The 14,785-nt window shown below is 61.1% G+C and carries 13 protein-coding genes, 1 pseudogene and 1 riboswitch; of the genes and pseudogenes, 6 read left to right on the top strand and 8 right to left on the bottom strand.

All coding sequences use genetic code 11. The features are described from left to right. Positions 1-143 precede the first annotated feature (143 nt). The 4 genes from BM017_RS01305 to BM017_RS01290 form a co-directional block, all read right to left on the bottom strand. Positions 144-1,508: a DUF1329 domain-containing protein gene (locus BM017_RS01305; RefSeq protein ID WP_025855569.1), complete on the bottom strand. Its 1,365-nt coding sequence runs from the start codon at positions 1,506-1,508 to the stop codon at positions 144-146. Positions 1,509-1,536: 28 nt separating this feature from the next. After that, a complete protein-coding gene (locus BM017_RS01300) occupies positions 1,537-3,396 on the bottom strand; it encodes a DUF1302 domain-containing protein (RefSeq protein ID WP_092240772.1) in 1,860 nt (619 codons plus the stop codon). Between the two features lie 331 nt (positions 3,397-3,727). Next, a complete protein-coding gene (locus BM017_RS01295) occupies positions 3,728-5,410 on the bottom strand; it encodes a fatty acid--CoA ligase (protein ID WP_092240770.1) in 1,683 nt (560 codons plus the stop codon). Between the two features lie 131 nt (positions 5,411-5,541). Then, positions 5,542-6,174, bottom strand: a complete 633-nt coding sequence (locus BM017_RS01290; RefSeq protein WP_058422966.1) for a LysE family translocator — start codon at positions 6,172-6,174, stop codon at positions 5,542-5,544. An 84-nt stretch (positions 6,175-6,258) separates the two neighbouring features. Between BM017_RS01290 and BM017_RS01285 the strand changes: the two genes are divergently transcribed. The 3 genes from BM017_RS01285 (at position 6,259) to BM017_RS01275 (ending at position 9,098) form a co-directional block, all read left to right on the top strand. Continuing rightward, positions 6,259-7,224, top strand: coding sequence for a 2-hydroxyacid dehydrogenase (locus tag BM017_RS01285; RefSeq protein WP_092240768.1), 966 nt, complete (start codon positions 6,259-6,261; stop codon positions 7,222-7,224). A 30-nt stretch (positions 7,225-7,254) separates the two neighbouring features. Further along, the gene (locus BM017_RS01280) at positions 7,255-8,253 is read left to right on the top strand and encodes a class I SAM-dependent methyltransferase (protein ID WP_071491171.1); all 999 of its coding nucleotides are present in this window, start codon (positions 7,255-7,257) and stop codon (positions 8,251-8,253) included. 51 nt (positions 8,254-8,304) lie between these two features. Then, positions 8,305-8,424, top strand: a riboswitch (yybP-ykoY riboswitch). An 89-nt stretch (positions 8,425-8,513) separates the two neighbouring features. After that, positions 8,514-9,098, top strand: coding sequence for a TMEM165/GDT1 family protein (locus BM017_RS01275; protein WP_004372026.1), 585 nt, complete (start codon positions 8,514-8,516; stop codon positions 9,096-9,098). Positions 9,099-9,150: 52 nt separating this feature from the next. Here BM017_RS01275 and BM017_RS01270 read toward each other — a convergent pair whose 3' ends face one another. Next, a complete protein-coding gene (locus BM017_RS01270; protein WP_071491170.1) occupies positions 9,151-9,969 on the bottom strand; it encodes a M48 family metallopeptidase in 819 nt (272 codons plus the stop codon). Between the two features lie 239 nt (positions 9,970-10,208). Here BM017_RS01270 and BM017_RS29570 point away from each other — a divergent pair. Both BM017_RS29570 and BM017_RS29565 read left to right on the top strand, forming a co-directional pair. Next, positions 10,209-11,489, top strand: a pseudogene (locus BM017_RS29570) (HAMP domain-containing protein); the annotation flags it as partial. A gap of 15 nt (positions 11,490-11,504) precedes the next feature. Continuing rightward, complete coding sequence (locus BM017_RS29565) at positions 11,505-12,347, top strand: methyl-accepting chemotaxis protein (protein WP_371914595.1); 843 nt, start codon at positions 11,505-11,507, stop codon at positions 12,345-12,347. On the opposite strand, the gene BM017_RS01260 is transcribed toward BM017_RS29565, so the two are convergent. From BM017_RS01260 to BM017_RS01250, 3 genes are read right to left on the bottom strand one after another with little or no spacing between them, the layout of a single operon-like run. After that, the gene (locus BM017_RS01260; RefSeq protein ID WP_071491168.1) at positions 12,344-12,964 is read right to left on the bottom strand and encodes an SOS response-associated peptidase; all 621 of its coding nucleotides are present in this window, start codon (positions 12,962-12,964) and stop codon (positions 12,344-12,346) included. The genes BM017_RS29565 and BM017_RS01260 overlap by 4 nt on opposite strands. A gap of 36 nt (positions 12,965-13,000) precedes the next feature. Next, entirely contained in the window at positions 13,001-13,261 is a 261-nt protein-coding gene (locus BM017_RS01255; RefSeq protein ID WP_071491167.1) for a putative signal transducing protein, read from the bottom strand. A gap of 11 nt (positions 13,262-13,272) precedes the next feature. Further along, positions 13,273-13,455, bottom strand: a complete 183-nt coding sequence (locus BM017_RS01250) for a CPXCG motif-containing cysteine-rich protein (RefSeq protein ID WP_071491166.1) — start codon at positions 13,453-13,455, stop codon at positions 13,273-13,275. A gap of 132 nt (positions 13,456-13,587) precedes the next feature. On the opposite strand from BM017_RS01250, the gene BM017_RS01245 reads away from it, so the two are divergent. Further along, positions 13,588-14,751, top strand: a complete 1,164-nt coding sequence (locus BM017_RS01245; protein ID WP_170856024.1) for a 1-acyl-sn-glycerol-3-phosphate acyltransferase — start codon at positions 13,588-13,590, stop codon at positions 14,749-14,751. Positions 14,752-14,785 lie beyond the last annotated feature (34 nt).

The raw sequence follows: 14,785 nt of genomic DNA, 5'->3' as shown, positions 1-14,785 counted from the left end.
AAAGAACTGCGACAAAAAATGTGGGAGGAAGCTTGCCCCCCGATGGCGGCGGATCAGTCAATGCACTGTTTGACTGTCACACCGCTATCGGGGGCAAGTCGAATCGTCGCACCGCCCCTCCCACATTGAGTTACGCGTGCAGCTTAGCGAACACCATCCTGGCGCAGGGCCGCCGGGGTGAAGTCGCTGGTGGTCGCAGTGAAGCCGAAGTCATACGCCTGCTTCTCTTCGTTCTTCATGCCCAGTGCCAGGTAGCGGCCGGACTGCAGATCGTAAAGGGTTTCCAAGGCGTACCACGGCACTTGCTTGTCGTAGTAGTTCTCGGCATGGGCTTCGGCGACACGCCACAGTTGGCCACGGCCGTCGTAGTGGTCAATGACCGCTGCTTGCCAGGTGTCTTCGTCGATGAAGAAGTCACGCTTGGCGTAAATGTGGCGCTGGCCTTCCTTCAAGGTCGCGACCACGTGCCAGACACGGCGCAGCTCGTAGCGAGCCAGGTCCTGGTTGATGTGGCCGGCCTTGATGATGTCGGCGTACTTGAGCTTGGGATCGTCGATCTTGTAGCTGTTGGAGGCGATGTAGATCTCTTTCTTGCCTTCCAGCTTCCAGTCGTAGCGATCCGGCGCACCGTTGTACATGTCGAGGTTGTCGGAGGTACGCAAGCCGTCGGCCGCAGTACCCGGGCCGTCATAGGACACTTGCGGCGCCCGGCGCACACGGCGCTGGCCGGCGTTGTAGACCCACGCCGAACGCGGCTCCTTCACCTGGTCCAGGGTTTCGTGCACCAGCAGCACACCACCGGCCAGACGCGCCGGCGCGGTCACTTGCTGCTTGAAGTAGAACAGCACGTTGCCCGGGTTTTTCGGGTCGAAGTCTTTCATCTTGTCGCGGAACACAAATTGGTCGCGGAAGTACACCAGGCTGTAGGAACCGTTGGTTTGCGGCGTGGCCTGGGTCACCAGGCGGGTCACGCTGCCACCGCGATAGCGGGTGATGTGGTTCCAGATCACCTCGACGCCGCTTTTGGGAATCGGAAACGGCACGGCGGTTTCAAAGTTTTCCAGGCCGTTGCCGCCGGACACCAGGTTGGTGGTGGTGGCGTTCTTCTTGATGGCCGCAAACACATCCGCCGGCACTGTGGCGCCGCGATGGGTCGGGTAGACCGGCATCTTGAAGGTTTCCGGGTAGCGCTTGAACATCGCGTACTGCCCCGGCGCCAGCTTGTCCTTGTATTGCTCGACGTTCGCTGCAGTGATGGTGAATTGCGGTTGCTCACTGGCGTACGGGTTAGCCAGGAACCCACGGGCGTCGACGGCGCCGGCGTTGGTGGGCAGTGGCGACCACTTTGGAATGGTGCCGGCAGCGTTGCCGGCCATTTCGGCGCCCATCGGGGTCAGGGTCGTGCCCAGCTTGGCAGCTTCATCCGCCGAGACTGCCGCCATGACGTTACTCGCCAGGATCGACAGCCCAAGCACACCCACGTGCAACAGACTTTTGGTTATTTTCATGTTCTGGTCTTCCTGAAATGCAGTGTGCTTAGAAGTTGGCGCCGAAGCTCAAAGCGACAAAGTCGCGGTCATCCACCGTACTGAACTTGCCACCAAAGAAGTTGGTGTAGGCCAGGCTGGCGGTGTAGGTGTTCTGATACTCGGCATCCAGGCCCAGGCTGACCGCCTTGCGACCTTCTTCGAAGTTACCGCCAGGGCCTGGCGAGTAACCTTTGACGTCGTGGGACCACGCCACGTTTGGCTTGAGGTTGACGCCTGCGAACACGTCCGGGTATTCCCAGATGGCGCGGGCGCGGTAGCCCCAGGAGGTGGCGGTGGTGTAACCGTCGTTGTTGCAGTTGGTGTTCAAACCTGCCGCATTGGGAAGACCGGCGCCGGTGGCCGTCGAGTTGTTGAGGGCGTTGCAAAACCCACCTGGCAGACTACCTGGGCCAAACACCGGATCACGACCGTAACGGGCCTCGGACTTGCTTTCCAAGCCGCCCACATGGGTCACACCAATCTCACCGACGGTTGTCAAGCGGCTGGCGCCCATCACCTGATCGAAGAAGTGCGTGAAGGTGGTCTGGAACTGAGTCACTTCCTTGCGGTTATAGCCATGCAAATCCTGGCCAGGCGTCCCTTTCAGCACGGACGCATTGCCAAAGCCAGGAATGGGCGTGACACCGGCATACAGGATATCGGTCGTGCTCAGTTGCACAGGCGCATTCGGCCGGTAGCTCAACTCACCGCTCCAGGCCGTGCCCGTAGGTAGGGTGGTGGAGAAGCTCAGGCCGTAGAGGCGGATATCTTCCGGGTACTCGACGAAGTAGTTCGAGCTACCGGCTACGATCAGCGGACGCAGCGCAGCCAGCGGCCCCAGCGGACGGGTATAAGCGGACGACGGTGCACCTTGAGCACTGAAGATCGGTGCACGGCTGTGATAGTTCATGAAGTAAGCGCCGAACTCGGTATCCAGCGGCTCGAAGTTGTAATGCATGGCCACGCCAAATTGGCCACTGTCCCGCGCATCACGGTCGGGACCACGACGTACCAGTACACCTTCGTTATTGACGTCTACACCCAGGGCATTCAAGGTCGGTAAAGCGGCACCCGGAATGGTCGAGCGCTTGTTGAGCACTCGCAGGTTATCGCTGCAACCGTCAGATATCACGTCAGGCTGCGAGAAGAATGTACCGCAGTTATCGGTAACGGTCTGGTCCCACTCCAACTGATAGAACGCTTCCGCCGACAGGTTATCGGTCAGGGTTTGCGAGACATAGAACATGTTGACCGGAATCAAGCCTTCCTTGATTTCGGCGCCCGGACGCCGGAATGCCGACACGTCGATCGGGTTGATGGAGTTGATGCCGCCGCCGATGAAGGTACTTTCACCCCAGCTCACCACCTGCTTGCCGAAGCGCACGTTGCCCGGCAAATCGGCAATGTTGTAGTTGTGGTAGATGAAGGCATCAAGGATCTGCCCGCCAGAAGACTTGGCGCCTTCCTTGCGGTTGTTGTCGCTGATGTCCTTGAACTCACGGCTTTCGTCTTTCAACTCAAAGTCATACCAGTACTTGCCACGCACAAACACGCCGGTATCGCCGTACTTCAGCTCCAGGTCATGAATACCCTTGAAGATCTTCGAGAAGGTCTCGCCACGCTTGAAGTTGAGGTGACCGTCATCGGAGGTCTGGGAAAGACCACGACCACCGTTATTGACGCCAATAAGGTCTTTGTTGGGCTTGGCCGTCGACCAACTCGCCCCCACGGAAAGCGACGAGTCAAAACTCCCTTCGATTTCACCGATATTGAAACTGACGCCGAATGCGGGCCCGGCGAGCGTAGAAGCGAGACTGACGACCAGGGGCAGTCTTGCCCGGCGCCAGAACTGGTTTACTGAGGTCATCGACGCTACTCCATGTGCATTTTATTGTTATGGCAGTGAGTTCTTTCTGTGATGCGTGTAACGGCCGGAATACAACGATTCCAATGCCGCTCGGCAGCCGAGCCCCCATGGCCCGAAGCGGAACATCCGTGAAAACTCTGGAAGGGACTATAGCCAGCAGGGGGTAGTGCTTGATCCCTCTAAAGTGTGATTTGCATCACCGACCCGTCTGCCACGACCCTTTCGCCATGTCGGCGAAAGCCGACGCGGCAAGGATGGCTGAAAATCGGCAAATCACAAGTCAAGGCGCGAGATAGAGCATTGCCGTGCCACAAGGGCGCGGCGAATCAGCTCACAGGGTGGACAGGAACGTGCTGTTGTTGGCCTGCCATTCGATGATGTCGATACGGATACGTTTTTTGTCGAGTTTTCCTACGCTCGTCTTGGGAATTTCAGTAACAACGGCAATCTGGCTCGGAATCGCCCACTTGCTCAAGTGGCCCAGTTCCACGAACGGCTTGAGGTGTTCCTTGAGCTCACGAGCGCCTATCACATGGCCATCACGCACCACCAGCAAGGCAAATGGGCGTTCACCCCACTGCGGGTCGGCAATGCCCACCACCGCTACTTCGCGTACCGCCGGGTGACGGCTGACCAGGTCTTCGAGGGCCAGGGACGAGATCCATTCGCCGCCGGTCTTGATCACGTCCTTGATGCGGTCGCGGATATCAATCACCCCAAAGGCATCCAGGGTCGCCACGTCGCCGGTGTGCATCCAACCGCCGGCCCACAGCTCGGCGCCCTTTTGCGGCTCGTTGAAATAACCCTCGCTGAGCCACGGCGCACGCAATACCAGCTCGCCCTGGGACTCGCCATCGGCGGGCAGGAAGTTGCCGTCGCCGTCGATGATCCCCGCTTCTACCAACGGCCCGGGCACGCCGGCCTTGATGCGGTACGTGGTGCGCTCATCCTCGGTGCCCGCCATCAATTCTTCGTTGAGGTGGGCGCAGGACACCAGCGGCCCGGTCTCGGACATCCCATAGGCCGCAGTCAACTGAATGCCACGGGCCTTGGACGCTTCGTACAGCGAACGGTTGAGCGCACTGCCGCCGATGACGATTTTCCAGCCACCGAAATCCACGTCCTGGGCGGCCTTGGCGTTGAGCACCATCTGCAGGATGGTCGGCACGCAGTGGGAGAAGGTGACCTTTTCCTTGCGCCACAGCTCCACCAGGTATTCCGGGTCGTAGCGACCGGGGTAGACCTGTTTCAGGCCGAGCATGGTCGCCACATACGGCAGGCCCCAGGCGTGCACGTGGAACATCGGCGTGATTGGCATGTACACATCGTTGGTGCCCAGCAGGCGCACACTGTCGACGCTGCCCATGATGGTCGCCACGCCCATGGTGTGCAGCACCAGTTGGCGATGGGTGAAATACACGCCCTTGGGGTTGCCGGTGGTGCCGGTGGTGTAGAAGGTGGTGGCGACGGAATTTTCGTCGAAGTCCTGGAAGTCGTACTTCGGGCTGGCGGCGGCCAGCAGGGTTTCGTACTCGCCCACCAGGTTGGGCAGCTCGGCAGTCTTGGCCTCGCCATCGGTGAGCAGCAGGGTCTTGTCGACGGTGGTGAGCTGCCCGGCAATCGCCTGGTAAAGCCCCACGAACTCACTGTTGACCAGCACGAAGCGGTCCTCGGCGTGGTTCATGGTGTAGAGGATCTGTTCCGGCGAGAGGCGCACGTTGATGGTGTGGATCACCGCGCCGATCATCGGGATGGCGAACATGCATTCCAGGTAACGGTGACTGTCCCAGTCCATCACCGCCACGGTATCACCGGCCTTGACCCCGGCGTCAGTCAGCACGTTGGCCAGGCGCGCAACGCGCTCGATCAGGGTCGGGTAGGTGTAACGCAATCTGTCGCGGTAGATGATCTCCCGGGTCTTTTCATAGCGGGTGCCGGACATCAACAGGCGTTTGATCAACAGCGGGTATTGGTACGCACCTTCGGCGGGCGGGATAACACGGGTCTGCAACATACGAATCCCTTTTCTGACTGCACGGTCTTGGCTTGAAGACCTGCACTTTAGAGACCTTATGTTTCAGCCAAATCAGCCAAAGGAATGATTTGCAGACCCCAGCGAATGCTAGCTTTGCGCCAGTATCCGGCTTATTTCATGCTGGTGAAGGCCAGCTTGACTCCAATCGCAATCAACACCGCGCCCATGGTCCGATCGAACCAATGCCCCATCCGCGCAAACCCCGCACGCACGCGCTGCTGGCTGAACAACATCGCCACCAGGCAGAACCACAGCGCCGTCGCCACCGCCAGGTACACACCGTAACCGGCCTGGATCGCCAGCGGGGTGTGCGGGTTGATCACCACGGTGAACAACGACAGGAAGAACAAGGTGGCCTTGGGGTTCAGGCCATTGGTCACAAAACCAGCAGTGAACGCCCCACGCGGGGTGCGTTCGCCCGCCTCGCGGTGCAACTCGCCTTCAACAGGTGGCTTGGCCGGCTGCGCGCGCAGGGCCTTGAAGCCGATGTACAGCAGGTAGGCCGCCGCCGCCCACTTGAGTGCGTTGAACAGCACGATGGACTGGGACACGATCAAGCCGATGCCGAGCAACGAGTAGCCCACGTGCAGGAAAATCGCCGAGCCCACGCCCAGTGCGGTCCAGGTACCGGCGCGGCGGCCGTGGGTCACGCTTTCACGCACCACCACCGCGAAATCCGGGCCGGGGCTGGCCACCGCCAACAAGTGAATCAGAGCTACGGTCAAGAACTCGGCGGCGTACATACTCACTCCATTAAGTAACGGATTATTTCATCTGATAGGCTCGGCAGATTACGCCTTCGAACCCTGTCGCAAAAGGTACAGTTGATGACGAACAATCGCCGCGCCGTCTTCCTTGATCACCCGTCCCTGGACCTGGGGGACCTTGACCTCAGCGAATTGCGCAACAGCTTCAGCGAGTTGCAGTTGTTTACCGACACCACACCGCAGAACGTGGTTGAACGCGTGCAAGGCGCCCACGTGGTGATCAGTAACAAAATCGCCCTCAATACCGCAACCCTGGCGGCCTGCCCGGAGCTCAAGCTGATCCTGGTTTCAGCCACCGGCACCAACAACGTCGACCTCGACGCCGCCCGCGCCCACGGCATCACCGTGAGCAACTGCCAGGGCTACGGCACGCCGTCGGTGGCCCAGCACACGATCATGCTGTTGCTCAACCTGGCGACGCGCTTGAAGGATTATCAACGGGATGTGAGCGCCGGCAAGTGGCAGGAGGCCAAGCAGTTCTGCCTGCTGGACCACCCGATTGTCGAACTCGAAGGCAAGACCCTCGGCCTGCTCGGCCACGGTGAACTGGGCGGCGCCGTGGCGCGCCTGGCCGAAGCCTTCGGCATGCGTGTGGTGCTGGGTGCGATTCCGGGGCGGCCTGCCCGCGCCGACCGCGTGCCACTGGATGAACTGCTGGCGCAGGTCGACGCGCTCACCCTGCACTGCCCGCTCAACGAACACACCCGCGACTTTATCGGCGCCCGCGAACTGGCGCTGCTCAAGCCCGGCGCGTTTGTGGTCAACACCGCGCGCGGTGGCTTGATCAATGAGCAGGCCCTGGCGGACGCCTTGCGCAGCGGCCATCTGGGCGGCGCGGCCACCGATGTACTGAGCGTGGAGCCGCCGGTGGAGGGCAATCCGCTGTTGGCCGGTGACATCCCTCGGCTGATCGTGACCCCGCACAACGCCTGGGGCAGTCGCGAAGCGCGGCAGCGCATCGTCGGCCAACTGGCGGAAAACGCCCGGAGCTTCTTCAGTGGGGCCCCGCTGCGCGTCGTCAGTTGATAAACTGCGCCCCTTTTCAAGGAGCAGACCATGGATCCGCGCAGTGAAGTACTGCTTCGCCAGGCCGAACTTTTTCAAGGCAACCTGCTGTTGGTGGGCTTGCCCGCCGACGATCTGCTCGGTCGCCTGCCCAACGCCCACGGCTGGAGCTGGCATGCCGGCGACCAGGCAGCACTCGACGCACGTTTCCCTGAGCGCAGCCAGTTTGGCGTGAACGTGCCTGACAGGGCGTTTGATACGGCGGTGATCTTCCTGCCCAAGTCCAAGGACCTGACCGACTATCTGCTCAACGCCGTGGCCGCCCGTTTGCCCGGCGCCGAGCTGTTCCTGGTCGGCGAGAAAAAGGCCGGGATCGAAAGCGCCGCCAAACAGCTAATCCCCTTCGGCAAACCGCGCAAACTCGACAGCGCGCGGCATTGCCAACTGTGGCAGATCACCGTGGTCAACGCCCCCCAAGCGGTCGAGCTGGAGAGCCTGGCGCAGGTCTTCGAAGTGCCATTGACCGAAGGCCCGCTGAAGGTAGTGAGCTTGCCGGGGGTGTTCAGCCACGGCCGTCTGGATCGCGGCACCGAGCTGCTGCTGGAGCACCTGGACAAACTGCCGAGCGGACATCTGCTGGACTTTGGTTGCGGCGCTGGGGTGCTGGGGGCTGCGGTCAAACGGCGCTATCCGCACAACACGGTGACGATGCTCGACGTGGACGCCTTCGCCGCCGCCAGCAGTCGCTTGACCCTGGCCGCCAATGGTCTGGAAGCCGAGGTATTGACCGGCGATGGCATCGACGCGGCACCGATGGGTTTGAACGCGATTCTGAGCAATCCACCGTTCCATGTCGGTGTGCATACCGATTATTTCGCCACCGAGAATCTGCTGCGAAAAGCGGCGAAACACCTGGCAAAGGGCGGCGAACTTCGCCTGGTTGCCAACAGCTTCCTGAAGTACCAGCCTTTGATCGAAGAGCATCTGGGCGTGTGTGCGGTGAAGGCCGAAGGCAACGGTTTTCGCATCTACCGTGCCAAGCGCGGCTGACGGGCGTTTGAAAAAGAAGGCTTGCCGAATGGATTTTGCCTAGGCAGAATCCGCAGCGTCCTAGGGGAGTAGTCTCCCACGAGCGCCACGCTCGTCCGGCATACGTCAACATACTTGGTCAGCAGACCATGGCGTATGCGACCCAGGAGTCCGCACAGACGGACCGGGGTTTGACAAGACCTATGACACGCACACCTTACCCGGGGCGGGAAGGCTGTACGTGTCATAGCCGTGTCGACCCGCCCCTGGAAACCTACCTGATGCTGGATTCATTGCTCGTACCCACCGCAATCGTTGCCTTGGCCGAAATCGGCGACAAGACGCAACTGCTCGCGCTCATCCTTGCCGCACGCTTTCGCAAACCCTGGCCGATCATCGCCGGCATCGTTGCCGCGACCCTGGCCAACCATGCGGCGGCCGGTGCCGTGGGGGCGTGGTTCGGAAGTTTCTTCTCGGATGCGGTGTTGCACTGGATTCTGGCGGCAAGCTTCTGCGCCACGGCGCTGTGGACCCTGGTGCCGGACAAACTCGACGATGACGAAGCCAGCACTACACGCAAATTCGGGCCGTTCCTGACCACGCTGATCGCGTTCTTCCTGGCGGAAATCGGTGACAAGACGCAGATCGCCACGGTGATGCTGGCGGCGCAGTATCCGGAGCTGTGGCTGGTGATCATCGGCACCACCCTGGGCATGCTGATTGCCAACGTGCCGGTGGTTTTGGCGGGGAATTTCGCGGCGGAGAAACTGCCGTTGACGTTGATTCGTCGCTTGGCCGCTACAGCGTTTTTCATCCTGGCCATTGTGGCCGTGTACAAAGCCATGCAAAGCAGCGGGTGGATCTAAGGGTTCCTGTGGGAGGGGGCTTGCCCCCTTCCACATTTAGATCTTCAAAAGGTCAGGATTTCTTGGCCTGCTGGTACAACGGCATCACCTTCGGAATCGCCGCCTGCAACGAGGCGATTCGGCTGTCGGAAGCCGGGTGAGTACTCATGAACTCCGGTGGTGCGCCTTCCGAAGCCTTGGCCATCTTGTTCCACAGCGTAATCGCCGCGTTCGGGTTGTAGCCGGCACGGGCCGCCAGCTCCAGGCCGATCAGGTCCGCTTCGTTTTCATTGCTGCGGCTGTTGGGCAAGGTCATGCCGTAGTTGGCCACGGTATCGGCCAGGGCCAGGCTGTCCTGGCCGAGGCCGAACAACGCACCGGCCCCCTGCTTGGCCATCTCGATCCCGTAGGCCTTGGACATGGCTTCGCGGCCATGCTCACGCAAGGCGTGGGCGATTTCATGGCCCATCACGGCGGCCAGCTCGTCATCGGTGAGCTTGAGGTTGTCGATCAACGCGCTGTACACGAAGATTTTGCCGCCAGGCCCGCAGTTGGCGTTCATCTCATCGCTCTTGATCAGGTTCACTTCCCACTTCCATTGCGCCGCATCCGCACGGAACGTCGGCGCCTGGGCGATCAAGCGGTTGGCGATGGCCTGCACGCGCTTGGCGTTGGCGCTGGTCTTGTCCAGTTGGCCCTTGCTGCTGGCCTCCCCCAGGGTCTGCTGGTAGGACTGGGCATACATCTGGTCGACTTCCTGGCTCGACAGCATGCTGAACATGTACTGCTTGCGCTCTACCCCGACAGCACCGCCGCTGGTGGTATTGACCGACTGACACCCGGCCAGCAGCATCGCCGCGACCAAACCACTTATCACCAATGACTTCTTCATCAATACTCTCCCTGATAGCAAGCCCTTAAACATGGCGCGTATCGTAGGCGCACATTTGTATCGACGCCAGATACACCAGACATGTAACCGCTGATTTTCCGATACATCTCACATGTCAGCGGCGGCGCCGAGCATTCTGTTTGCGACACAGCCCCCTATTTTGCCGGCGCCCCCCTCATGCCCACCTCGCCCTCGGCCGATACACAAGACAGGCCCTCTCCCCTGCGCCCGGAGCTTTCATGAAATTCAAGTCGATTCAATTTTCTGTCGCGGCCCTGGCCGGGGCCATTGTCCTGAGCGTAGTGGCGGTGCTGGTGCTCTACGCCTTGTTTGCCGGCGCGCGCACCCAGGAGATGGTGCAGAAGCGCACCCAGGTGCAGTTCGAACAGATTATCGAACAGCGCCTCACCGCCCTGGCGCAAACCCAGGCCACGCTGATCCAGCGTGAATTGGAAGCGCCGTTGGTAACCGCCAAAAGCCTGGCCACTACCAACGCACTGCTCGGCATGAAAGACGCGAAGGGTGAACCCGCTCTGCAGATTGGCCGCGAGCAACTGATCAACCTGCTGCACGAAACCGTGGTACGCAATCCAAAAATCCTCGGCGCCTACATCGGCTGGGAGCCCAACGCTATCGATCACAACGACGCGGCCTACGTGAACAGCCCGATTGTCGGCATGGGCGCCGACGGACGTTTCCTGCCGTGGTGGTACCGCAACGCAGATGGCAGCCTGGGCATGGATAAACTGGCCGACGTGGCCGACCAGAAAATCCTCTCCACAGGCGTGCGCGCCAGCGAGTACTACCTGTGCTCCAAGGAAAGCAAAAAGGCCTGTGTCATCGACCCCGCGCCCTACAAGGTGGGCAACGCGATGGTGATGCTGGCCTCGTTTATCGAGCCAATCATGATCGATGGCACGTTCCAGGGGATCGTCGGCGCCGACCTGTCGGTGAACTTCATCCAGGACATGCTGACCGGGGCCGACCAGAAACTCTACAACGGTGCCGGTGAACTGGCGCTGATCTCCAGCAACGGCCGCCTGGTAGCCTACACCCAGGACGCCAGCAAACTCGGCGAAAAGGCCAGCGACCTGCTCGACAGCAATGAACTGGCCAACCTCGGCCAGCTGAAAATCGGCGAAGTGCGCTACGACATCGACAAGGAGCACGGGCATATCGAGTTGTTCCTGCCGTTCAACATCGGCCAGACCGATGCGCGCTGGACCTTGATGATGCAGCTGCCTTTGAGTGCCGTAATGGCCGACTCGCAGAAACTGCAAAGCGACCTGGAAACCCAACGCAGGACCGATATTTTCGGCATGACCATCGCCGGCCTGCTGATCGCCGGTATCGGCCTGCTGGTGATCTGGCTGGTAGGCCACGGCATCGCCCGGCCACTCAAGCAAATGGTCGCGATGCTCAATGACATCGCCCAGGGCGAAGGTGACCTGACGCGGCGCCTGACCAGTGATCGCGCCGACGAACTGGGCGCGATTGCCAACGGTTTCAACACCTTCCTGATCAAGCTGCAAGGCATGATCACCCAGGTGGTGAGTTCGGTGCAGAAGGTCAGCGACTCGTCGGAGCACACCGCTGATATCGCGATCCGTACCAACCAGGGTGTGCATAAACAGATGGTGGAGATCGACCAGGTCGCCACCGCCGTGCATGAGATGACCGCCACTGCGCAAGACGTTGCACGCAACGCCACCCAAGCCGCACAGGCCGCCAGCCATGCCGACCAGGCCGCGAGCCAGGGCATGCGTATTGTGCGTGACACCTCCACCTCCATCGGCGCGCTCGCCGGGGAAATCGGCAAGGCCGTCGGTGTGGTGCAAACCCTGGCCAAGGACAGCGAAAACATCAACGCCATCCTCACGGCGATTCGCGGGATTGCCGAGCAGACCAACCTGCTGGCACTCAACGCCGCCATCGAGGCGGCGCGGGCCGGCGAGCAAGGTCGTGGTTTTGCCGTGGTCGCCGACGAAGTGCGCAACCTGGCGCAGAAGACGCAAAAGGCCACTGAAGAAATCCAGACCATGATCCAGCAGTTGCAACAAGGCACGCGGGATGTGGTGCGGGTGATGGAGGACAGCCAGAACCGCACCGATGAAAGCGTGCAACACGCGGCCAAGGCGGCCGAAGCACTGGAGACCATCACCCAGGCGGTGTCGGTGATCAACGACATGAACACCCAGATCGCCAGTGCCGCCGAGGAGCAGAGCGCGGTGGCCGAGGACATCAATCGCAACGTGATCAATATCGGCCAGGTGGCCAATGAAGTGGCGGGCGGCGCGGATGAATCCAGTGCGGCCAGTGCAGACTTGACCAAGTTGGCCGAGCAGCAGCGCCGGCTGATCAATCAGTTCAAGGTTTAAGCCGGGGTCAGGCACTCCGGCCCGTTAAGCTTGGGATCATTGACCATGTTGGCCAGGACCCGCTCGCGCAACGCGCTCGGCTCGCTGGCCAGCAGGCCTTGCAACACATGCAACGGCGTCTCGGGGTCGAGCCAGGCTGCCTGTCCGGCCTCATCCAGAATCAGTGGCCGACGCTGGGCCTGCGCGGCCTGGGTCACTACCGCGGTGCTCAGCCACACCTGTTCCTGCACCGGGTAGGCCTCCCAGATCGCGGCAAAAAACAACGTGGAGCCCTCCCCCGGTGTCAGCCAGTACGGGCGCTTGCGCTGGGTGCCACGCCATTCGTAGAACCCATTGGCCGGTAGCAGGCAGCGACGCTGGCGGAACGCTTCGCGAAACATCGGCTGTTCGGCCAGGGTTTCGGCGCGGGCGTGGGCGGGGGTACGGGAAAGATCGGTCAACCAGGGCGGGGTGAGCCCCCAGCGGGCGCGAGCCAGGGTGCGCTGGCCGTCGGCGGCGCGCTGGATCAGCACAGAATCATTCGGGGAAATGTTCCACTGGGCCTGCTGGTCGGCCGGAAAGCCCGGCAGGGCAGCAAAAGCGGGGGTCCAGCGAAACAGGGCATAACGTCCACACATGGGGTAACACGACTCTTGGGTAAACCGACCGACAGCCTAACAGACCAGCACGTCGGGGAAGCTGTCGGGTTCGTCGCCCGGCAACGGTTGTGCGCCGATATAGGCGGTAATCAACTCGCGGGCGTACAGGGCGCGGTCATTGTCCACCTCCAGGCCCAGCAGGCCGAAGATGGGCAATTCGCCGGTGCCACCGAGCAAATGACGCCCCACCAGGTGCGCCTCGATACCTTCGCTGGCGAGCATCTGTTGCAGCAGCTCGCCCTCCATCAGGTTTTCCGGTTCGTAGATTCGTTGCATCAGCGTCCCCGCTATTCGTTTTCACTACGGGTTTCAAGCATCCATTCTTCGCCATGTACCTGCAGATCGAAAATGATCGGTCGGCAGCACACCTGGCAGTCCTCTATATAAACCTGATCCCCCCCGGACAAATCCACCGTTGTCTCGACCACTTCACCGCAATAAGGACAATCGTACGTCGCGTTTTCCAGCATCGCAGCCTCCAAGGTGACTTGTGCGTATAATCGCCGGTCTATTTACAGGGCTATTTTTGGCCGAGCCCATTACTCGGGCCGCACCCTGGTATTTCCTTTACTTACCCTAGCCGTTTCTAACAAGAGAGCATGATGGGCGAATTCGATACCATCCGACCTTACAACGACAGCGAAGTCCCGGCAGTGCTGGCACGTCTGTTCAGTGACAAGGCCTTTCTGGACATCCTGACCCACTTCCGCTTCCCGCGCTTCGCCGGCGCCCTGGGATGGCTGCTCAAGCCGATGATCGCCCGCAAACTGCGCCGTGAATTCGCCGGCGTCACCACCGTGGCCACGCTGCAGGACAAAGTCGAGTACTACGTCGACCACACCATTGACCGGGCGACCGACGGCGTGACCTACACCGGGGTCGAGCAGCTCAAGTCCGGCACCGCCTACCTGTTCCTGGCCAACCACCGCGATATCGTGATGGACCCGGCCTTCGTCAACTATGCGGTATACCACGCCGGCCTGCCGACACCTCGCATCGCCATTGGCGACAACCTGCTGCAAAAGCCGTTTGTCAGCGACCTGATGCGCCTGAACAAGAGTTTCATCGTGCACCGCTCGATCACCGGGCGCAAAGAGAAGATGGCGGCGTATCAGCTGCTGTCGGCCTACATCAACCATTCGATCCGCAACGACGGTGCGTCGATCTGGATCGCCCAGGCCGAAGGGCGCGCCAAGGATGGAGATGACCGTACCGAGTCGGCGATCCTCAAGATGTTCCACGTCAGCCGCAAGGACGAGCCGTTTGCCGAGGTGATCCAGTCGCTGAACCTGACGCCGGTGTCCATCAGCTACGAATACGACCCGTGTGATTCAGCCAAGGCCCGCGAGCTGTACATCCGCGCGACCACCGGCACCTACGTCAAGGCGCAGGGCGAAGATGATGTGAGCATTGCCCTGGGCATCACCGGCTACAAGGGTCGCGTGCACATTAACTTCGCGCCGCCGATTACCGAGCGTTTCGAAGACACCAAGTTGCTGGCCGCAGAAATGGACCGGCAGATTCTGGGGGGCTACCGGTTGTTCCCGGTGCATTACCTGGCCTACGCCCAGTGGAGCGACGCCGACCCGCAATTGCAGGTGCCGACGGCGGCCGAAGTGTTCCCGGCTGATGAACTGGCCAAGGCGAAGGCGGAGTGGGAGCGACGTCTGAATGACTGCCCGGCTGAGCACCGGCCGTTCCTGGTGGTGCAATATGCGACGCCGGTGCGCAATCAGTATCGGGTCAAGGCCGGCATTCCTCTGTAAAACACCGCTCCAAATCTGGGAGGGGGCAAGCCCC

The sequence above is a fragment of the Pseudomonas sp. NFPP04 genome (genome assembly GCF_900113815.1).
GTDB classification, from domain to species: domain Bacteria; phylum Pseudomonadota; class Gammaproteobacteria; order Pseudomonadales; family Pseudomonadaceae; genus Aquipseudomonas; species Aquipseudomonas extremorientalis.
This window is presented reverse-complemented; position numbering and strand designations above follow the sequence as displayed.